At 67.2% G+C, this 21,524-nt stretch carries 15 protein-coding genes; 3 read left to right on the top strand and 12 right to left on the bottom strand.

What is annotated here, in order from left to right:
* On the top strand, window positions 1-1,032 hold a 1,032-nt coding region (locus tag VFQ05_08555), incomplete at its 5' end, for a hypothetical protein (GenBank protein HET9326807.1).
* Here the strand turns inward: VFQ05_08555 and VFQ05_08550 are convergent.
* The 8 genes from VFQ05_08550 to VFQ05_08515 form a co-directional block, all read right to left on the bottom strand.
* Window positions 976-4,191 carry a PQQ-dependent sugar dehydrogenase gene (locus tag VFQ05_08550; protein HET9326806.1) on the bottom strand — a complete coding sequence of 1,072 codons (3,216 nt, stop codon included), beginning with the start codon at window positions 4,189-4,191 and terminating at the stop codon, window positions 976-978. The genes VFQ05_08555 and VFQ05_08550 overlap by 57 nt on opposite strands.
* A 149-nt stretch (window positions 4,192-4,340) precedes the next feature.
* The gene (locus VFQ05_08545; GenBank protein ID HET9326805.1) at window positions 4,341-7,457 is read right to left on the bottom strand and encodes a PQQ-dependent sugar dehydrogenase; all 3,117 of its coding nucleotides are present in this window, start codon (window positions 7,455-7,457) and stop codon (window positions 4,341-4,343) included.
* 153 nt (window positions 7,458-7,610) lie between these two features.
* On the bottom strand, window positions 7,611-8,834 hold the full coding sequence (gene mqnC / locus VFQ05_08540) for a cyclic dehypoxanthinyl futalosine synthase (GenBank protein ID HET9326804.1): 1,224 nt from the start codon (window positions 8,832-8,834) through the stop codon (window positions 7,611-7,613).
* A gap of 53 nt (window positions 8,835-8,887) precedes the next feature.
* Window positions 8,888-9,634 carry a hypothetical protein gene (locus VFQ05_08535; GenBank protein ID HET9326803.1) on the bottom strand — a complete coding sequence of 249 codons (747 nt, stop codon included), beginning with the start codon at window positions 9,632-9,634 and terminating at the stop codon, window positions 8,888-8,890.
* A gap of 163 nt (window positions 9,635-9,797) precedes the next feature.
* Window positions 9,798-12,455 (bottom strand): protein kinase, encoded by a 2,658-nt coding sequence (locus VFQ05_08530; protein ID HET9326802.1) that lies wholly within the window; start codon window positions 12,453-12,455, stop codon window positions 9,798-9,800.
* Between the two features lie 6 nt (window positions 12,456-12,461).
* Window positions 12,462-13,355 (bottom strand): MBL fold metallo-hydrolase, encoded by an 894-nt coding sequence (locus tag VFQ05_08525; GenBank protein ID HET9326801.1) that lies wholly within the window; start codon window positions 13,353-13,355, stop codon window positions 12,462-12,464.
* 35 nt (window positions 13,356-13,390) lie between these two features.
* Window positions 13,391-14,191: a TIGR00266 family protein gene (locus VFQ05_08520; protein HET9326800.1), complete on the bottom strand. Its 801-nt coding sequence runs from the start codon at window positions 14,189-14,191 to the stop codon at window positions 13,391-13,393.
* 95 nt (window positions 14,192-14,286) lie between these two features.
* Complete coding sequence (locus tag VFQ05_08515) at window positions 14,287-15,081, bottom strand: menaquinone biosynthesis protein (GenBank protein HET9326799.1); 795 nt, start codon at window positions 15,079-15,081, stop codon at window positions 14,287-14,289.
* A 48-nt stretch (window positions 15,082-15,129) separates the two neighbouring features.
* Here VFQ05_08515 and VFQ05_08510 point away from each other — a divergent pair, with 48 nt between their 5' ends.
* Together VFQ05_08510 and VFQ05_08505 are read left to right on the top strand one after the other, a co-directional pair.
* Window positions 15,130-16,335, top strand: coding sequence for an MFS transporter (locus VFQ05_08510; GenBank protein ID HET9326798.1), 1,206 nt, complete (start codon window positions 15,130-15,132; stop codon window positions 16,333-16,335).
* 74 nt (window positions 16,336-16,409) lie between these two features.
* Window positions 16,410-17,300 (top strand): hypothetical protein, encoded by an 891-nt coding sequence (locus VFQ05_08505; protein ID HET9326797.1) that lies wholly within the window; start codon window positions 16,410-16,412, stop codon window positions 17,298-17,300.
* A gap of 63 nt (window positions 17,301-17,363) precedes the next feature.
* On the opposite strand, the gene VFQ05_08500 is transcribed toward VFQ05_08505, so the two are convergent.
* The 4 genes from VFQ05_08500 to VFQ05_08485 form a co-directional block, all read right to left on the bottom strand.
* Window positions 17,364-18,260: a radical SAM protein gene (locus VFQ05_08500; GenBank protein ID HET9326796.1), complete on the bottom strand. Its 897-nt coding sequence runs from the start codon at window positions 18,258-18,260 to the stop codon at window positions 17,364-17,366.
* An 84-nt stretch (window positions 18,261-18,344) separates the two neighbouring features.
* Window positions 18,345-20,351 carry a TonB-dependent receptor gene (locus tag VFQ05_08495; GenBank protein ID HET9326795.1) on the bottom strand — a complete coding sequence of 669 codons (2,007 nt, stop codon included), beginning with the start codon at window positions 20,349-20,351 and terminating at the stop codon, window positions 18,345-18,347.
* Complete coding sequence (locus tag VFQ05_08490; GenBank protein ID HET9326794.1) at window positions 20,351-20,725, bottom strand: rhodanese-like domain-containing protein; 375 nt, start codon at window positions 20,723-20,725, stop codon at window positions 20,351-20,353. The genes VFQ05_08495 and VFQ05_08490 overlap by 1 nt, the downstream gene beginning before the upstream one ends.
* 115 nt (window positions 20,726-20,840) lie before the next feature.
* Window positions 20,841-21,524: aminofutalosine synthase MqnE (locus VFQ05_08485; GenBank protein ID HET9326793.1), on the bottom strand; the 684-nt coding region annotated here is incomplete at its 5' end.

Below are 21,524 nucleotides of genomic sequence, written 5' to 3'. Positions count from 1 at the left end.
CTGACCGTGATGCTCGGCTTCGCGATCCCGCTCGCGCCCTGGTGGCTCTACAAGTGGCAGCGATTTGGAACACCGTCCGCGGATCTCTCGCGCTGGATGCTGTGGGAAGGCGTCGAAGGGCGGACCTGGTTCACGATGATGCACCTGCCGGAGATTCCGCAGATTCCGAGCGGCGCCAAGGCGTGGGGGCTCCTCGCCGACAAGCTCACGAAGAACCTGAGCACGCTCCTGCTCGCGATCGCCACCGGGCCACGCGCGCTGTGGATCGGCGCGCTCGTCACCTGGCTCGTGAGCCGCCCGCCGCGCCCGCTGGCCGTGGCGGGCTTGCTGGTCCTCGTCCAGCTTGCGCTCGGCGCGCTGGCCGCCGCCGCCACGATCCCGTGGCTGCGCTATGTGTTCCCGGCGCGCATCCCGCTCGAGGCCGCGGGGCTGCTCGCCACCTGGGCGCTGATCGCCCGGGTTCCGGATCAGCCGCTCGGCGAAACCGGGCGGCTCGTGCTGAGGGCCGGCGTCTCCGGGCTGGCGTTGCTGTGGGGCGTGTGGCAGTGCGGGCTCGGACTCGCCGAGGCGCGATCGACTTCGGCCGAGCGCGGGATCCCGGGGGTGGCCACGCTCACCGAGCTGACGCACCGCCTCGACGCCGAGATGGCACCGGACGAGCCGGTCATGAGCAATCTCGGCCCGAGCCTGGCCTGGCACGCGCGGCGGCCCGTGCTCCATCTGGCCCTCTCCCCGGACGACCTCGAAGCCTGCCGCTCACGCCTGACGTTCAGCCACGTGCTGCTCGCGTTCCGTGACGCCAAGCGTGCGTGGTCGGACTGGCAGGAAGCGATGGAGCCGGAGAGCGAGCGCCGTCACCCGGAGTGGAACGTGACCCGGGCGCGGCGCTGGCAGTCGTCCGACGGCTTCACGGTGGTGTGGCTCGAGCTGGGCCCGCCACGCCCGCGCTACGCCCATGGCGCCGGACGTGAACGCTCAGCGAACCACCGCGATGCGCCGCACCCATTGCGCCTGGCCGGCTTCCACCCGTAGCAGGTAGACGCCCGCCCGCGTGCTGCCGGCATCCCACTCGAGACTCCATCGGCCGGGAGCGAGATCCCGCGGCATGCTCGACCAGACTTCGCGGCCCTGCACGTCGTGGACGGTGAGCTTCACGCGCGACGAGCGCGGCAGCGTGAGCCAGAAGCGCGTCCTTCCGGAAGTTGGGTTCGGCACCGGCGCCGACATGGCGAGGACCCTGGGCTCGTCGCCCACCGCGACCGGTCCGGTCTCGACGCTCAGCGCGCGCATCTTGTCGTTGTTGGCCTCGCTCAGCTCGTGGACGACGTCGCCGGTGTCGGCCACGACGCGGAGTGGATAGCTCCCAGGCGATAGGTAGACGTCCACCGGCACCGAGATGAGCAGGCTGTCGAGCGGCCCGACCAGGGTGTCGCCCTCGGCCAGGGAGGTGGTTCCGGCCAGCAGCTGCCAGTGCGAGCGGCGCGACAGCATGCGGCCGTAGTTCCTCATCATGAAGCTGAAGGTGTTGACGTCGATGCTCCGCGCCGGGTCAGGGCTCACCGTCACCGGGCCAGGATCGAGATCCACTTCGGGCCAGATGTTGACCGAGGCGGTGTCTTTGAGCCCGCCACCGTCGGTCACGATCAGCTTCACTTCGGTCCAGGTCCCGGTGCCGTCCTCGTGGTTCTCGGGCATGAAGACGTCGTTGCGGTTGTCCGAGACCAGGAGCCCAGGATGGCTGTGGTTGTTGTGGTGGAGCGTGACGTCCCAGTGGTAGCTCATCTGGCTCGCGGACTGCTGCGCGTCGGACGCGTTCCCCGTCAGGCTCACGGCCTGGTTCTCGACGTAGAAGGCATTGTCGAGAGGGGAGTCGATGATCGCGGTCGGCGGCGTGTTGATCACCGGCAGGTAATTGCCGCCGCCGAAGTTGTCGAGGCGGCTGGCGCTGCCCGCGTTGATCATTCCGATCCCGATGTATCCCGGGTCGTTCGCATGAATCCATCCGCTGAAGGAGCGCGTGCCGACCAGGGTCCCGTTCTTGTAGACATGGATGTTGGGACCGTAGGTGCGCACTCCGAATTGATCGCCGGCGGCATAGGTGACGGCGATCGGAGGCCCTAGTGGGATCCAGCCAGGACTGGTGGCGATGGTCACCTGGCCGTTGTACTTCACCTCGATGTGGTAGGCGCCCGGATCCGCGTACTGGAGGCGCATGTTGATGTGGTACTCGCCGTTCGGGGCGGTTGCGAAGGTGAAGTAGGCCTCCTGGTCGAGGCCGAAGCTGTTCGCGTCCCAGACCGGCTCGGTATTCGAGGTCGTGGCTCTGAGCCGGTTGGCGTCGATCGCGACGCCGCTGGCTGCGGACCAATTCGGGCCCACGCCGCCATTGGGGCGATTGAAGTCGTCGAGCACGGCGGTGCTCGGGAATGTTCCCGGGTCGCCCACCGTGATCTGCACGATGTGCGTGTCGTTCCCTCCGTGCCCGTCGCTGACCGTGAGCTCGGCGAGGAAGACTCCCGACGTGGTGTACACGTGGGTCGGGTTCTGCTCGAACGAGCCGCTGCCGTCGCCGTAGTCCCAGGCGTAAGTGAGCGGGTCGAAGTCGGGGTCGCTCGAGCCGGCGCTCGAGAAGTTCACCGTGAGCGGCGCGGTGCCGGCGGTGGGATTGGCCGACGCCATGGCCACCGGCGGATTGTTGGGGGCCCCCACATAGCGAATCCGCCGCACCAGGCCGGTGCTGATCGAGACGTAGAAGATGTCCTTCGACGCCGGGTCGGCCACCAGATCGACCGGCATGTCCATGCTGGTGCCGAAGGTCTGGAAGGTGACGACGTTGTCATTGGCATCGACCTGCGCCAGGCGAATCCAGCTCTGGCCGTAGTCGGCGAACAGGTAGTTGCCGCGGTACGCCACCGGATAGGTGGTGCCGGTGTAGAACACGCTTCCGGACGCCGCGTTTCCGATCACGCCTGAAGGCTGGCTGTTGGCGGGGTTCGAGTGGTGCCAGTCGGACACCGGCGGCGTGAACGGCGAGGGATTGGTGGGTGTGCCCACCGAATTGCAGCCGCTGTGCGAAGGGTTGCTGCCCCCGTCGTACGTCGTGGGGTGAAGTCCCTCGCGGCAGGGCCAGCCGAAGTTCCGCCCCGGAAGCGTGGCGATGCTGAGCTCCTCCCAGGTCGACCAGCCCACGTCGCCGAGGTAGATGGTGCCCGGGAGCCCCTGCGCGGGATCGGTGTTGCCCGTGCCGGGGCGCACGCAGAACCGGAACGGATTCCTCAAGCCGTACGCATAGACCCTGGACTGGATCGATGCGACGTCGCCGTCGAAGAAAGGATTGCTTTCGTACCCGTTCCCCGTCGCAGGATCGAGCCGCAGAATCTTACCGGCCAGGCTGCCGAGGAACTGCGCGCGGAACGCCCCGATGTCCTCGATGGGATTCGTGCGACCGGGCAGGAATGCGGGCGCATCGTCGCCGCCGTCGTCGACGTTCTCGAAGTGGGCGCCCTCGCCGACCGAGACGAGCAGGCTCTTGTCGGCGCCCCAGCGGACGGACCCGATCGTGTGGGTGACCGAAGTGCTGGTCGGCCCTTCCGTCCACGTCCGCCCGAACAAGACTCTCCGTGACGCGAGGTCCACGGTGTTCGAGCTCGTGGTCGTCATCTGGTAGCTGACGAGCTTGCCGTAAGCGTCGTCGTTGGTGTCGACGGTGTTGGAGTCGGGGTCCACCGTGTAGAGCAGGTAGATCCTTCGGTTGGTGTCGAAGTCCGGATCCACAGCCACGTCGAGAAGGCCGCGATCCCCCTGGTTCAGCACCACGTTCTTGATGTCGACGATGGGCCCGATCTTGGAGCCATTCTGGACCACGAAGAGAGTGCCTTCCTTCTGACAGACCAGGAGCCGGCCGTCGGGCAGGAAGGCGATGCCGGTGGGCGTGTCAAACGAGGCGCCTGGTGCTGCGTTCTCGACCACGAACCCGGTGGGAACCTGGGGGGCGCCCCACGCCGATGCACCGGGCAGGAAGAGCCCGGCACAGAGCCAGAGGACATGCGGCTTGGGAAGCCCCGCCGCCTTGCGTTGGGACACGAACGATCCTTCGTTGTCGCTCTTGCGCGTGAAATGACGACCCGTGGCGATGCCGGGGGCCAGCGACCCAACGGGACTCCCACCCCGCGGGGTGGAAGCCAGCCTCAAGGGGCGCTCAATTGTGCAAGTCGCGGACCGGTTTGTCTACGCTCTGGAAATGAAGCCACGGCGCGATTTAGGTGCGAGACAGCGATGAGCGGCGGGCCTTCCCCGGAAAAAGTGTCAGCAGGACCGACAGAAAAGCTCATTCCCCTCGCTCATCGAACGACCGCGATCCGCCGGATCCAGCGCCGCTCACCCGCCTGGATCTGCAACAGGTAGACGCCCGGCGGCTGGTCCTTGGCGTCCCACGTGAGGTCCCAGCGCCCCGCGGCGTACGGCCGCGCCCCGCTCGACCATACTCGCCGCCCCTGGATGTCGTGCACGTCCATCGACACCTGGACGCTGCGTGGGAGCGCGAGCCCGAAGTGCGTCGTTCTCCGCGTGGGATTGGGACTCCCGGCCGAGAGGCTCGCTTCCCGGGGAAGTGGAAGGTCGACGGCGACTGGGCCGTCCATCACCGTGAGCGTGCGCATCTTCGCGTTGTTGGTCTCGCTCAGCTCGCGGACGACCGCGAGCGTGTCCAGCGTGACTCGCAGCGGATGGTCTCCCGGGTCCAGAGACAAGTCCACGGGGACGGTGATCGTAAGGCTGTCGAGGGGAGCGACGAGTGTGTCCCCCTCCGCCAGCAGCGTGGGGCCGGCCCGCAAGGCCCAATGCGAGCGGCGCGACATCATGCGGCCGTAGTTGCGGAGCTTGAAGCTGAATTGGTTGACGTCGATGCGGCGCGCGGGATCGGGGGTCACCGTCACCGGCGAAGGATCGAGATCCACTTCCGGCCACAGGGTGACCGACGCGGTGTCCTTGAGACCTCCGCCATCCGTGACCACGAGCATCGCTTCGAGCCAGGTGCCCGTCCCGTCCTCGTGGCTCTCGGGCAGAAAGGCATCGTTGCGGTTGTCGGAGACGAGCTGTCCCGGGTGACTATGGTTGTTGTGGTGGAGTGCGACGTCCCAGTGATAGCCCATCTGCGCCGCGGGCGTCTGAGCATCCGAGGCGTTGCCCATGAGGTTGATGGGCTGAGCCTCGACATAGAAGGCATTGTCGGCGGGATTCGCGATGATCGCGGTCGGCGCGGTGTTCACGACCGGGACGAAGCTGCCCCCGCCGAAGTTGTCGAGGCGGCTGCCGCTGCCGTTGTTGATCATGGCGAGGCCGACATATCCCGGGCTGCCGACGAACTGCCAGCCCGCGATCGAGCGCGTGCCGACGAGCGTTCCGTTCTTGTAGACGTTGACCGTCGATCCGTAGGCACGCGCCCCGAACGTGTCTCCGCTGTTGAACGTCACCGCCATCGGCGGGCCGCGCATGACCCATCCCACGCCCGTATCGTCGAACGTCGTGATCTGGACGTTGCCGGCGTACTTCACCTCGATGTGCGAGGCGCTCCCGCCGACGTACTGCAGCTTCAGATGGATGTGGAACTCACCCTGAGGAGCGCTGGCAAACGTGTAGTAGGCCTCCTGATCGGGCGCGAACTGCGTTCCGGTCCATATCGGCGATGAGCTGCTGGTGGTCGCCCTCAGCTGATTGCTTGCGATCGCCGCGCCGCTGGTGTTGCCCCATGGCGCCGCGAGCAACCCGTTCGGGCGGTTGAAATTGTCGATCACGGGAGTCGACGGGAAGCCACCCTGGTCGCCGACCGTCACCTGCAGCGCCTTGGTGTTGTAGCCCCCATGGAGGTCGCTGACGGTCAGCGTGGGAGCGAATGCGCCCGACGTGGTGTAGACGTGCGTCGGATTGGGCTCGAGGCTGCCGCTCCCGTCGCCGAAGTCCCAGATGTACTCGAGTGGGTCGCCGTTCGGATCGCTCGAGCCCGCGCTCGAAAACGCCACCGAGAGCGGGATGCCGCCGCTCAGCGGAGCGGCCGATGCCTGCGCCACCGGAGTCCCGTTGGGACTGCCGAAATAGCGGATGCGGCGCACCTGTCCGGTCGAGATCGAGATGTAATGGATGTCCTTCGAGACCGGATCGGACACGAGATCGACGGGGTCGTCCACGTCATCCCCGAACAGGGCGTACGAGATGATGTTGTCGTTCGCGTCCACGGTGGCGGCACGAATCCAGCTCTGGCCAAAGTCGGCGAAGAAGTAGCGCCCCTGGTAAGCGGCGGGATAGAGGGTCCCTTCGTAGAAAACGCTTCCGGAGGCGGCGTTGCCGGTCACGCCGCTGGGGCTGCTCAGGCTGGCCGTGAAGTGATGCCAGTCGGAGACCGGCGGCGTGAACACCGTCGCGGGATTGTTCGGAGTGCCCAGGCTCGAGCATCCGCTGTGGGCCGGTGGAGGAGCTCCCACGTAGGCCGTGGTGTGAAGGCCTTCGCGGCACGGCCAGCCGAAGTTCAACCCCGGCGTGGTCGCGATGCTCAGCTCTTCCCAGGTGTCCCAGCCGACGTCTCCGAGATAGATGCTTCCAGGGCGTCCCTGGCTGGGATCGGCGTTGCCGGTGCCGGGACGGACGCAGAGCCGGAACGGATTGCGCAGACCATAGGCATAGACGCGCGAGCGCACCGACGCCGGATTCCCGTCGTAGAAGGGGTTGCTCGGATAGCCGAGCCCGGTCGCGGGATCGAGGCGCAGGATCTTTCCCGCCAGACTGCCGACGTATTGCGCTCGATAGGCGCCGATGTTTTCCACCGGGTTCGTGCGACCGGGCAGGAAGAGTCCGGGGTCGTCGCCACCTTCATCCACCCCATCGAACTGCGCGCCATCGCCGTGCGAGACGATCAAGCTTCCATCGGCGCCCCACCGGAGCGACCCCACGGTGTGCGACTCGGAGCCGCACGGCGGACCCTCGGCCCAGTTTCGGCCAAACAGCACCGCGCGCGTCGTCGTGTCCACGATGTTGGAGCCGATCGGGAGCTGATACCGCACCAGACGGCTGTAGGCATCGTCATTGGTGTCGACCATGTTGGAATCCGGGTCGACCACGTAGATGAAGTAGAGATGACGGTTGGCGTTGAAGTTGGGGTCCACCGCGACGTCGAGCAGTCCGCGGTCCGCCTGATTGAGCACGACGCGCCGCAGGTCGAGCGCCGGACCCGGAAGCTTGCCGCCGTTCTGCACCAGCCACACCGTTCCCTCCTTGAGCCCGACGAGCATCCGTCCATCGGGCAGGAAGGCCATGCTGGTGGGCGTGTCGAAGGCCGCTCCGGGAACCGCGTTCTCCACCACGAATCCACTGGGAACGGTCAGATACGCCGTGGCGGAAGGAGCCCACACCGCGAGCCATCCGGCGCTCCATGCGAGCAGCAGCAGCGAGTTTCGATGTCGGAGCACCAACGGTCCTTCGCGGTTCAGACACCTACGGCAACGACGATAGGCATCGCGGGTCGCGGCCAGGCGAATCGGAGATGAGGGGAACGACTCGCGGAAATAGTGCTCGCGCCGGATGGCTTTGTCCACGCCAACCTGCGTTCGGCGATCCCGGCTTTACTTGGGCATCACCAGCGGAGAGGAGACGTCCTCGCCTTCCAGACGCTCCGGATACTCGGCGGGCAGCTCGCGCAGGCCTTCGACGAAGAGGGGGACGTCCGCCGACAGTCGCTCCAGGGCCTCGGGCCCCTCGCCGACGCGGACGATCTCGTACAGGGTGGTGCGCTGAGCGGGAGTGAAGCCGGCTTCGCGAATCAGCGTCTCGACCTCGGCCACCGTGGTCTTGTTCACGTGGCCGGTGGCGAGATGGACGTTCTCCTCGTAGAGCGTCCCGCCGAAGTCGTCCGCCCCGAATTGAAGCGCGATCTGCCCGGTCTTCTTGCCCTCGCTGAACCACGACGCCTGGATGTGGTCGAAGTTGTCGAGGAAGAGCCGGGCCGCGGCGAGCACACGGAAGTATCGCGAAGCCCCGGCCACGTGCTTCACCTTGGACTCCATGGGGGTGTTGCCGCGTTTGTAGGACCACGGCACGAACGCGGTGAAGCCACGGGTCTCGTCCTGAAGCTCACGGATGAATCCAAGGTGCTCGATCAGCTCCGCATCGGTCTCGACGTGTCCGTACATCATGGTCGCGGTCGACCGCATCCCGACCTGATGCGCCGCGCGATGAACGTCGAGCCAGGCTTCGGGCCCGCCCTTCTTGACCGAGATCCGCTTGCGCACGCGGGTCGCGAGGATCTCGGCGCCTCCACCCGGCAGCGTGCGCTGCCCCGCCTCGTGGAGCGCCTCGAGCACGCCACGGATCGAGAGCCCCGAAACTTCGGCCATCTGGTGGATCTCCGGCGCCGAGAAGAAGTGCGGCGTGATCTCCGGGTAGCGTCGCCGCGCCTCGCGCACGATGGTCGGATAGAACTCCCAAGGGATCTCGGGGTTGAGGCCGCCCTGCAGCAGCACCGTCGTCGCGCCGAGCCGATGCGCCGATTCCATCATCTTCATCACGCCTTCCACGTCGTGGGTATATGCGTCAGGCGCGTTCGCCTTGGGCTTCCGGTAGAAGGCGCAGAAGTGGCAGTCGACCGTGCAGAGATTGGTGTAGTTGGGATTGGTGTCGATCACGTAGGTGACCAGGCGAGGATCGGTCTTCTTCGACCGCACCTCGCTGGCGAGAGCGCCGAGCTCGAGCAGCGGCGCTTGGGTGAGGAGATGGACTCCCTCTTCGGGCGTCAGGCGCTCGCCGCGCCGCACCTTGGCGTCGATCGTGGTCCAGGGCGATGGCGTCATGGGGGCACGGAGAATACACCGCGCCATGGGTCCACGAAAGACGAGGAGACGCTCTAGTGAATCGTGACGACCGTCGCCGGGTCGCGCTCCGGCTCCCGGTCCCATTTCGTCGCCTGATCGAGAGCCGAGAAGAGCCGGTCGAGGAAATCCGGTGCGTTCACCGGTCCGCTGCGTAGCACCTCGCCCTCCTGGTTCTCGCTGCCGTCGAGAAGGACGCGAACCTGTGTGGTGTTCCCCTCCATCGGCAGAAACTGGATGGCGATCTCGTACTCGTAGATCGTCTTGGGAAGGCTGGTCCCCACGTCGAGCATTGCGAGCCCCACGCCAACGGCTGCCGCGATGGCGCCATCCGACGAGTCCCCTTCCTCCACGTCCTCGATCGGTTTGGCGGGCGCCTTCATGCCTTTCGCCAGGACAGCGAGTCCGCCCACGACCAGTGCGGCCCCGGTGAGAACGAGAAGGCCGACCTGCGCCCCTGGCGAGAGCGCGTGGCTGGGTTCCTGGCCGTCCTCGATCACGCCGAGCTTCCGTTCCGTGACGAGGCTGCCCCGAAGAATGCCTTCACTCGCCTCCGAGAGGTCCACTTCGTACCCGGCTTCTAGAAGGGCATCGACGCACGCCCGAAAGGCGGTGCGCTCATCGCCCCGAACCAGGTGGGTTTCCGTCGCGGGAGTCTCGGGCAGCGCAAGACGGTGTGCGGCGCAACCCGTCAGGAAGACGCAGAGGTAGGAACGGAGGCCCCAGGTGCACACCCGGGCCAGCGGACTCATGGGCTTGGCGAGCGGATTCATCGCGACCATGACGGCGCTCCTCGGAAGGTTCGTCTCCAGGAACCGACGCGCGCGTATGCATGAACCCGACCGAAATCCGGAGCCTCATTCATGCAAGGAAACCCAGGCCTCGAGCCACCGGCGCCGGACACTTCAGCCATGCGCTGTGGCGGCCTTGCGACACCCGCCCCAGCTAGCGCTTCTTCAGCTCCGAGACCCAGTTGAGCGCGACCGTGATGGTGCTGGGCGCACTCTCTCCGGCCGGAATGGGAACGAGCTGACGCTGGAAATCGGGAGTGAAGGTCCCGATTTGAGAGCCGCGAGGAAGCCGGTACAGCAGCCGGGCGGCGGCGGCACGGAACGTCGGGCTGCTCGCGACGTCGCAGCTGAGGACCGTCTGGAAGTCCAGGCTCAGGAACAGGATCTCCCGTCCGTCGGCCCGCCACTGAGGCACGACCCCGCCGGCGGTCGAGACCCGGTACTTGTCGCCAGGCTCCGGGAAGCTCTGCACGTAGATCTCGAAAGTGCCTGATTCGTCCGAGCTATAGGCCATCCAGCGGCCATCGGGAGAGATCGTCCCCCACCGCTCGTTGTAGGGCGTGCGCAGATAGGGCGTCGCCTTTCCACCTCCATCGATCGGTGCGAGGTACAGGTCCCAGCCAGTCTGGGGGTCGAGCTGCTCGAAGGTGAGGAATCGCCCGTCGGCCGACCAGTCAAAGGGATTCTTCACCGCGATGCTCGACGCATGGAAGGTGGTCTCGGGCGTGGATCCGTTCACGGGCCGGATGAAGAAGTCGCCGGGGCCGTTGCGATTGGATTCGAAGATGATTCGCCGGCTGTCGGGAGACCAGGTCGGAAAATCGTTGCGTGAGCCGTGGGTGAAGCGCGTGGAGGTGGAGCGCTGGAGGTCGATGATCCAGATGTCCGACGCCGCCGGGGAGTCGACTTTCACGACCGCCGCGAAACGACCATCGGGAGACAGGAACGACTGCTCGTAGCGGCCTGGCGGCGCCTGAACGGTTCCAATCGGCCGACCCGATCGATCGAGATACGTGAGCTGCGTGTTCCGGAGCCGGGAATTGAGATAGGCGAGATCGCCCGCGTCCGAAACGCTCGCGGGCCGATACGAGCTGCTCCCCGAAACGCCCGGCACGTCGGGAAGAGGAATCACCGGGCCGAGCAAACGGCGGTTCTTGTAGTCGAACTTCTGGGCCACCAGGCTCTGTCCCCGCAAGTAGGCCAGGTAGCCTGGCGGGACGAAGATCGGCGAGGCGCTCGCGCTCATCACGGAGTCGGGCTTCGAGCCATCGAGCCCACCGATCCAGATGTCGTACTTCCCGCTCCTCGCGGGAAGGCTCGCAAACAGGAAGCGCTTCCCGTCGGGAAGGAACGAAGGGAACCGGTGCGCCGACTGGCGGCGGGTCGAATCGAGCGTGGTGACTCGTTGCGGCTCGCCTCCGCTTCCCGCGACCCGATAGAGCGCCCCGGCGCCGTCCGGGGCGAAGACGATGACATCGCGATGATTCCATGTCCCGCCACGACCGTTCTTGGCCTCGCACAGGGTTTCGATGGAGCCGCTCGCCACGGTGACCTTCTTCAGTTTGCCGTCGGCAAAGAAGCCGATGCTCTTGCTGTTCGCTGACCAGAACGGCATGGCTGCATTGTCGGTTCCGGGCAGGGCGCGTGCGGCGAGCGCGTCGAGCGAGCGCAGCCAGAGCTGGCTGTTCCCAGCCGAATCGCTGGCGCTGAACACGACCATGCGACCGTCCGGCGAAATCGCGCATTCGGTCGGGTCCTCGAAGACGACGGTTCCCGGCTCCGCCGTGACCGGGAATCGAACCGCCCGATCCGGCCTCTTGAACGCAAGCGGCGCCAAGGTGGCGGTCGCCGCGAGGGCCAGCGAAGCCGCGGCCACCAGCCAGGCGATGCCGAGGCCCGGCCCGCGGCGAAGGGTCACGGGAGCCGGCGCGACCGCGACCCGTGTGGAAGAGGTCCGCGCCCCCTGCGCCTCGGCGAGCTCGATACGCGCTTCACCGATGTCGCGCAGGCGCTGCTTGGCGTCCTTCTCGAGACAACGGCGCAGCAGCTCGCGGACGCGCGGCGGCGTGTCGGCCGGGAGCACGTTCCAGTCGGGCTCACGCTCGAGGATCTTCGCGATCATGTCCGACACCGTCTCGCCGTGGAAGAGCTGTCGTCCGGTCAGACACTCGTAGAGCACGCAGCCAAAGGACCAGATGTCCGTGCGCCGGTCGACCACCTTGCCGCGCGCCTGCTCGGGGCTCATGTAGGCGGCGGTGCCGAGGATCACGCCCGCTCCGGTCGGCGCGTACGCGATGGTTGGCGACTGCGTGAAATCGGGCGAGGAGTCCGCGGAGCCTGCCCCCTTGGCGAGGCCGAAATCGAGCACCTTCACGTCCCCGGCCGGCGTGATCTTCACGTTGCCCGGCTTGAGATCGCGATGGATCACACCGCTCTCGTGCGCGGCCTCGAGCGCGGCGGCGATCTGGCGGCCGATGCTCAGCGTCTCGTCGAGCGGCACGCGCCCACGCTCGATGCGCTCCGCGAGCGTCTCGCCTTCCACGTATTCGAGCACGAGGAAGCGCTGGCCGTCGGCCTCCTCGAGGCCGTAGATCGCCGCGATGTTGGGGTGATTGAGCGAGGCGAGCAGCCGGGCCTCGCGCTCGAACCGCGACAAGCGCTCCGGATCGCGCGCGAATCCCTCGGGAAGGACCTTGATCGCCACCGCGCGCTGCAGCCGGACGTCGCGGGCGAGGTAGACGATGCCCATGCCGCCCCGGCCGAGCTCGCGCTCGATCGGATAGGCGCCGATCCGCGTGGGGCTTTCGGCCATGCCTCGCTACTTCGACTTCATGCCGTCGACGACGGCGCCGATGAACCGGTCGGGCGCGCCTCCGGCGGCCCACTTGGCGTCGAAGTCTGCCGTCGGCTTGGCCGCGACGATCTCCTCCTTGGTCTTCCCCGCCGCGACCAGCGGCCGCACCTTGTCGCGCACCGAGACCAGCATGTCGTGGAAGGCCTCGAGCCCGGCCTTGTCGCTGAGCGGACCGTGCCCCGGGATGATCCGGGTCTGGTCGTTCACCATCGAAAGGATCTTCTCGGTCGCCGCGATCATGCCGTCGATCGAGCCACCGGCGGCCGGATCGATCACCGGATAACGGCCGTTGAAGAAGCAGTCGCCGGTGTGGACGACGTTGGCCTTCTGGAAGTGGAGGATCGCGTCTCCGTCGGTGTGCGCCGGCGGCAGGTGGGTGACTTCGACGGTGTCGCCGTTCATATGGAAGGTGAGCTTGTCGTTGAAGGCGATGACCGGCAGCGCCTCCTTCGGATACGCGGGCTGCGAGCGTTGCGGCTGGGGCACGCTCATCCGCGCCCACACGTTGTCGTGCGCGACGATGGTGACGCCGAGCTTGCCGAAGTTCTCGTTCCCACCCACGTGGTCACCGTGATAGTGCGTGTTCATGAGGAAGCGCACCGGCTTGTCGCTGACCTTGGCGATCGCGGCCCTGATCTTGTCGGTGAGTGGCGCGAAGGAGTCGTCGATCAGCAGCACGCCGTCGGGTCCCGTCATGACCCCGAGGTTCCCCCCCGCGCCTTGCATCAGGTAGATCCCCGGCGCGATCTTCTCGGTCTTGATCTCGACATTGCTGAAGTCACGTTGCTGCGCCGCGACCGCCGCGCCGAGCAGCGCGGCAAAGGCGGCCGCGACCAGCATCACGCTGCGGCGACCCATCAGGCCTCCTTCCGGTGTGGCGAAACGTATGCCGTCTATCGGCCGTCGCCGTCGAGCAGGTTGCCGAGCCCGCCGAGGATCGAGCCTTGTTCGCGTCCGCCACGGCCAGTCTGCGGCGCGGCGGCGTAGATGCGGCTGGCCAGCCGGCTGAACGGCAGCGACTGCAGCCACACACGGCCCGGGCCCTGCAGAGCGGCGAAGAACAATCCCTCGCCGCCGAACAGCGCGGTCTTGAGGCCGCCGACGAACTGGATGTCGTAGCTCACCGAAGGCTGGAACGCGACCAGGCACCCGGTGTCGACGCGCAGGCTCTCGCCGGGCGCGAGCGTGCGCTCTTCCAGCGTGCCGCCGGCGTGTACGAACGACCAGCCGTCGCCCTGGAGCCTCTGCAGGATGAACCCTTCGCCTCCGAACAATCCCGCGCCGAAACGCTTGGTGAACGCGATGCCGATGCTCACGCCCTTGGCCGCGCACAGGAACGAGTCCTTCTGGCAGAGCAGCTCACCGCCCAGATCGCGCAGATGGAGCGGCTGGATCTTGCCGGGGTAGGGCGCGGCGAAGGCGACCTTGCGCTTCTGCGCCGACTCGTTGTGGAAGACGGTCATGAACAGCGACTCGCCGGTGAGCAACCGCTTGCCGGCGCCCATCAAGGCGCCCATGAAGCCCTGGTTCTGCTGCGATCCGTCGCCGAAGATGGTGTCCATCTGGATGCCGTCCTCGATGTACATCATCGAGCCCGCCTCGGCGACCACCGCCTCCTTGGGATCGAGCTCGACCTTCACGAATTGCAGATCATCACCGACGATCTCGTATTCGATCTCGTGCATGGTGGGCATTGCTGGCTCCTCCGTGACTGACGTTCTGTGAAGCCGCGGCGCCGCGGAGCGCGGCGCGCCACGGCTCCAATTACGCGCGACTAAGGCCGTGGTTGCTAGTCGGCTTCGAGCATCCCGTGCTCGCCCAGCAGCTCCTCGAAGCGCTCGAGGCCGGCCAAGTCCTCGGGGCCCAATCGGTAATGGAAGCGCCGCAGGTACGCTTCCATCTCCGGCGGGGACCAGCCGGGCTCGGTCTGCTGGCGGGCCATCTCCGGCAGGTCGGCCAGCCCGGCCGTGAGCGAGGCTTCGAGAAAGTCGCGCAGCTCCTGCTTCACCGCGGGCTCCAGCGCGCGCCGCACCGCCCACACCGCGTACACGAACGAGAGCCCGGTCCACTCGAGCCAGTCCTCGCCGAGGTCCAGCGTGTGGGTGAAGCCGTCCGGCGGCTGCCGGCGACGGCGCATGGCCCGATCGCCGATGAGCAGCAGGCCGTCGGCCTGCGACGGCTCGAGCCCACGGATATAGCGGATGCCCTCGAGGCTGCGGCGCACGCCGAGCAGCAGACGCAGGAGCCGGATGGAGGTCGAGGTCTCGGGGGTGACGGAGATCACTCCGCCTCCGAGCGCGGCCGCGGGTTTCCGCGAGAACAGCAGCACCGACTGCACCGCGCCGCGTGTCGCCACGCCCATGGGGCCGAGCAGCTCGAAGCGATCTCGGAGCCGCAGGAAGTCCGCGGCGGCCATGAGTCCGAGATCCACCGTGCCGGACTCCGCCTCGTGTCCCAGGTCGCGCGGCGCGAGGTTGCGCACCGCGAAGGGCGCTTCGCTCCACAGCGCGTAGAAGGGAGCGGCGTTCGCGTAAGGGATTCGAGCGGCGACCGTCGACGTGGACAGGCGTGGCGCCGGAGTCATGGGGCGGGAAACATACATGGGGTGAACCGAGCCGTCTATAGTGTGCCCGTGCCGCCTCGCGACGGAGAGCCGGACCCGCGACGCTACCGCATGCTGGCTCTCGTCTGCCTGGCGGAGCTGCTCGGCATGTCGCTGTGGTTCGTCGCCACCGCGGTGACGCCCGAGCTGCGCGCGCGCTGGATGCTCGACGCCCACCAGGCGGCGTGGCTCACCACCATCGTGCAGCTCGGCTTCGTCGCCGGAACCGCGCTGATCGCGGTGCTCAATCTCGCCGACCTTTGGCCCGCGCGGCGTCTTTGGGCCTTCTGCGCGGTCGCGGGTGCCTTGACCAACCTGGCGCTGATTCCGGCGCCCGGTTATGCCGCGGCGCTCGCGCTCCGCTTCATGACCGGCTTCTTCCTCGCCGGCGTCTATCCGCCCGCCATGAAGATGATCGCCACCTGGTTCCAGCGCTACCGTGGGCTCGCGATCGGCTCGGTGGTCGGCGCGCTTACCGTGGGAAAGGCCATGCCCTATCTCATCCAGGCGCTGGGTGGCGCGAGTCTCGTCGCGGTCGTGGTGGCCTCATCCGCCGGCGCGCTCATCGCGGCGATGCTGATCGGGTTCTTCTTCGTCGACGGACCGTTTCCCTTCCCGCAGCGCCCCTTCTCGTGGGGATTGGTGGGCACGGTGTTGCACAGCCGGCCGACCCGACTCGCCATCGCCAGCTACCTCGGACATATGTGGGAGCTCTACGCGATGTGGGTCTGGCTCCCGGCGTTCCTAGCCGCAAGCTTGCTTGCGCACGACTCCGAGATTCCCAAGTACCTGGCCGACGCGCTGGCCTTTGGTGGGCTCGCGGCCGGAGGACTGGGATGCCTCTGGGGGGGCTGGATGTCGGCGCGCTGGGGTTACGCGAAGGTCGTCAGCGTGGCGATGGCGATCTCGGGAGCCTGCTCGCTCGCCATCGGCCTCCTGTTCGGGGCGAGCCCGTGGCTGCTGGTGCCCGTCGTCTGGATCTGGGGGTTCTTCGTCGTCGCGGACTCGGCGCAGTTCAGCGCCATGGTGACCGAGACGGCGCCTCCTCACGCGGTGGGCACCGCGCTCACGCTGCAAACGTCCATGGGGTTCCTGCTCACCATGGTCACCATCCAGCTCGTCCCGCTGATGGTCGAAGGAGCAGGCTGGCGCTGGGCTTTCCCCGTCCTGGCGCTGGGGCCGGCGGTGGGGATCATCGCGGCTCGCCCGCTCCAGGCCCTTCTCCGGCGGACCTGACCGCCGGCTTTGGGGGTAGTGGTGGATGCGAGGCCGGGACGCGGCCCCGCCACCTCACGGACCTCGAGGCCTCCATGCGCCGCCAATCCGTATCGATCCTCGCCGCCACACTGTTCCTGTCCGGATGCTCGGGCCCGCTGGCTCCCGACCGCTCGACCAGCGTGCCGGAGCGCGACGCCGCAAGGGCGGCGAGCTCGCCGCGGCTGTTCTATCCGCTCGATCTCGGAAATCACTGGCACTTCCATCGCGTGTTCACGCTGGGCTCGGGGGCGAGCGCGGTGGTACGCCGCTCGTCGATCGACCACGACCTGGTCTGCGTCGAGACCATCGAGGATCGCGAGTATGTGATCGATCGGCTGACACAGGTCGATTCGACGGAGTCCGGGAACAACACTTACCTCCAGTGGGTCCGCAATCGTCAGGACCCGACCGGTCTCTACGAAGCGGACATCGGGATCGGGGAGGTCCCCGCTTGCGCGGGCACGCCCGAACCCACGAATCCACTCGCCGACGACATGGCGATCGTGGAGACGTGGCGAAGCGGGATGGCGATCTCGATGGACGCAGGATCGATCGATCGAGCCGCCGAGGAGATGACACGGCGGCTCCGCCTGGTTCGCGAGCTGCTGAGCGGCCGGCCGACGGGCGGCGCCGGGAACGAGCTCACGCGCTTGCGTTATCCCATGACGGTGGGACGCACGTGGACGGTTCGGGAAGACCCGTTCTTCTCGTCGACGGTCGAGGCGCTCGAGCAACTCAACATCCCGGACGGCAAGCTTCCCGCTTATCGTGTGCGAACCGACAGCGCATTCCTCGGCCCCGACGACCGCGTGCTCGCCTGGTACAGCCGGAGTGGAATGGTGGGGATCTTCGTTCACATCGAGATCCCGGTGGGAACCGGCATCCTGCTCGCGGAAGACGTGATCACGCTGGAAGGGATCACGATCGACCGAGGCCGCTTCTAGTCGGCGCGCCTGTAACTTCTTGCTCTCCCCGGGGACAGCAAAGAGTTACACATCCGGATCGCCTCAGACCGCGAGGTCGAGCTGCACCGGCTCCGGCGGCGGCTCGAGCTTGCGCCGGCGCCGGTCGCCGATCCGATACTTCGCCTTGAGCTGGCGCACCTGGAGCTGCACCGGCTCCGTGTCCGCCTTCGCGAGGTACGCGCGGGAGCGATACATCGCCTCGTATCGCGCCGTGAGCTCGGGCCACTCGTTGCCGAGCACCTCGAGGAAGTGCTCTTTGGTTCCCGGCCTCAGGTAGAGGACGCTGGCCCAGGCGAACGCGGCGCCGGCATCGCGCGCGGCTTTCACCACTTCGGCCAGCTTCTGTGGATCGTCCGAGAGACCGGGTAGCACCGGCGCGATGCCCACGCCGGCCTTGATCCCCGCATCCACCAGCCTTCGGATCACGCGCAGCCTCTGTCGCGGATGAGGCGTGCCCGGTTCCGTCTTGCGCCAGATGTCGTCGTCGAGCGTGGGGATCGAGAAGTTGACCGAGATCTCGGCGCGCTTCGCGGCTTCCGTGAGCACGTCGATGTCTCGCACGACCATGGTGCCCCGGGTGATGAGACCGAACGGCGTGCGCGCTTCGGCGAGCGCCTCGAGGCAGGATCGAGTCAGGCGATAGATGCCCTCGGCGGGCTGGTAGGGATCGGTGGCCGCACCGATGGCCACGAACTCGCGTTTCCAGGAAGCCCGTGCGAGCTCGAGCTTGAGCACCGCCGCGACGTTGACTTTGACGCGGATCGATTGGCCGTACTGGCTGCCGGCCGGGCGGTCGGCGCGCCGCTCGAACGCTCGGACGTAGCAGAACGCGCAGCGGTGGGCGCAGCCCATGTAAGGGTTGAGGGACCAGTCGAAGTCCATCCCCTTCACCCGGTTGAGCGCGCTGCGGCAGGGCTCCTCTCGGTACTCGCTGCGCATGGCCGAAATGATAGCCCCGGCCATCCTCGGGCACAAGTGTGCAGTGATCGCGAAGGCGCCTCCCGAGCGGCTGGCGTGCCCCGACTACTGGAAGGACAAGGCCGCCACCAAGCTCCGCGGCGCGGCAGGAGCCAGGCGCTCGTCTCCGAAGATGCCGATGTACCCGGTATCCGAGTATTCGCGATCGAGAAGGTTCAGCACCCGAAGATTGAGGCTCGCCCGCCCCAAACGGGCCCAGCCGCCGATGTCCATCGTGGCGTACTCGCCGAGCGGGTGGAGGTTCTCCTTGTCGAGGTACTGCTTCGCCACCCAACGCCCCCCGACGTTCAGCCCGAGCCACGGAAGCCCGGACCATTCGACGCGCCCAGCCGTGGATGCCAGGGGCACGGCGTTGATCTGGTTTCCGTCGAGGGTGCCCTCACGGATCGTCGTCGGCGCCACGGTGCCGCTGGCGTAGACGGTGAACTGGCGGGGAAGCGGGTAGCGGAGAGCGGCGAGCACACCGGTATGCCGGCTCTTGCCGATGTTGGCGTAGGAGATCGTGGCCAGATTGAAGTCGATCTCGTCTTTCACGAACACGTCGTAGAAGGTAAAGCTCGCGGCTCCGCCCTGGGCGCCGTCCCAGCGCGTGCCGATCTCGTAGCCACTCGAGCGTTGCGGATCCAGCTCCGGGTTGTTGATCGAGGTGATCGGGAGCTGGTCGTAGAGCTGGTTGAGCGTCGGCGCGTGGAACGCCCCGCTTCCACTCACGTAAGTCGTCCATTCACCGGTCGTCATGGTCAGCGCCGCGAACGGGCTCACGGCAGAGAGCGTCCGCGGTCCTTCGCTGTCGCCCGAGATCTCGTCGTCGCTCTCCAGACGCAACGCATCCGCACGCAATCCGGCTCGCACCGTCCAGCGCGGATCGATCACGAGCTGCGCGTTCAGATAGCCGGAGTTCGACATTCGCCGGGATTCCGTGCGCGTCAGAAGCATCCCTTGCTCGCCGGCCAGATAGTCATAGTAACGCGCGTGCAGCTCGGATTGCTCGAACTGATAGCCCGCGCCGAGCTGAAGGTTTCGACCGCCGACCAGCGTCGAGCGTCTCCATCCCAGGTCCGCCCCATAGGTGTTTCCGTTCGTCGGGTGGAAGAGCGGGAAGTTCGCCAGCGTGCGGAGTTGCACGACATCCTCGAGGCGGGCGTAAGGAGCGATCGTCCACCGGTCGCTGGTGGCGTCGCCATGAGCGAAGGTGAGACCCATCAGTCCGCGCTCCGCGTCGACGTAGTCCTGCCAGTTCGGCCCCTCGGTCTGAGTGCGATCCTCCTCGATCTGATCCGGGGTCAGCGCGCCAGGGTTCTCGCGGTTGGTGGACAGCCACGAGCCGTCCAGCGTCAGCGACGTCCGCGTTCCCAGCCGCCAGCCGAAGAGCGCATGGCCCGAGCGAACGATCTCGCGGCTGTGATCGCGCCACCCGTTCACGTCGCGGCCCACTCCTGTTCCAGAGAAGCTCCAGCGATCGTCGCTCCAGCTCGCCGTCGCGCTTCCTCCGCGATGATCGAAGCTTCCACCGCGCAGCGTGGCGCGCGTGTCGAGTCCGCCGTTCCATTCGTTGCTCACGATGTTGACGATGCCGCCTTCCGATCCATCGCCATAAGCCCATGCCGCGGGGCCCTCGACCACCTCGAGCCGCTCCACCGCCTCGGGGGAGAGCCAGTCCCAGTCGACGTTGCCGTTCTCGAGATCCCGGGTATCGCGCCCGTTGATGAGCACCTTGAGGTAGGAGCTTTCGCCATTGGCCGTGAATCCGCGTGGATCCACCACCGTGGGCTCGCCCGAGGCGCTCGACTGATAGGCGTAGAGACCGGGCAGCGATTGAAGCATCGAGGACAGCCGTACCTCCGCGGCGCGCGCGAGCTGCGCGCGCGGAATGACGAACGCCGCGGCTGGAATGTCCTTCAGGCGGTCGTCGCCGCGCAGCGCGCGCACCACGATCTCGGGCTGCTGCACGACGAGCGTTTCCGGCTCCTGAGCCGACGCCGCGGTCGCGGCGCACCCCAGCATCACGAAGATGACGAGCACTCCTCGAGAAGCAGTCCAGGTTGCCTTCATCACGACTCCACGGGAAGGCCCTCGCGCGTCCACTCGCGGAATCCTCCGGCGAGCGACTGCACGTTGGCGTATCCCATTTTCTGGAGGTTGTCGGCCGCGAGCGCGCTTCGATAGCCGCCGCCGCAGTAGAGCACGAGCGGCGCGTTCTTGTCGGCGAACGTGCGCTCGATGTCGCGCTCGATGATGCCCCGGCTCATGTGCATGGCCCCCGGGATGCGGCCTTTCTCCCACTCGTGGTCCTCGCGCACGTCGATGAGGATCATGCCGTCGCCGGCCCCCTCTCGTGCCTGGTACTCGGGGATGCTGATCTCGCGCACGACCGCCCGTGCGGCATCGACCAGCGCAAGGAATCCGGGGGAATGGTGATGGGCCATGGGGGCTCTGAGTGATCGAACGGAACCGTGGCCAGCGCGGCGCGACGCGGCTCGTGTCCTTTACACCGTAGGGTCGGCGACCGAGGAAATCAACGTGCGTCTCGTGCCCAGACGGTCAACGCGCGGCGCTCGCCGCCGGCGCGAGCGCCGGTTCCGTGCGGCCGTACTCACGGATCACGTGGTAGAGCGCGTCACGCTGGACGGGAGATTTTCCCGCCTCGCGGATCAGGTGGACCATCGACTCCTCGGCCATTCCGACCGGGCTCCGTGCCAGGGCGGCGTGCGCGATCTTCTCCACCCCGATCGTGCCGTCGAGATCGCTCGCCCCGAAGTTGATGGCCGCCGCCGCGGTGTCCTGCCCGAGCATGATCCAGTAGCTCTTCACGTGCGGCACGCTGTCGAACACCAGCCGTGAGATGGCGATCGTCTTCAGATCCTCGATCGCGCTCGCCTGGCGACGCACCAGGCCCGTGACGCCCGGCTGGAACGCCAGCGGAATGAAGGCGAAGAACCCCGGCGCGCGCCCCTCCAGCTCGCGCAGGAGGATCATGTGCTGCACGCGCTCGGCGCGGGTCTCGATGTGGCCGTAGAGCAGGGTGCAATTCGACGGGATGCCCATCCTGTGCGCGATCTCGTGGATCTCGAGCCAGCGCTTGGCGCCGATCTTCTGGTGGAAGATCTCGCGGCGCACGCGCTCGCTGAACACCTCGGCGCCGCCGCCCGGCAGCGCGTCGAGCCCCACTTCACGCAGCCGCTCGAGCACCCACTCGGCCGGCTGCTTGGTGAGCCGGCAGAAGAA

The sequence above is a fragment of the Candidatus Eisenbacteria bacterium genome (assembly GCA_035712145.1).
Lineage (GTDB): Bacteria > Eisenbacteria > RBG-16-71-46 > RBG-16-71-46 > RBG-16-71-46 > DASTBI01.
This window is presented reverse-complemented; position numbering and strand designations above follow the sequence as displayed.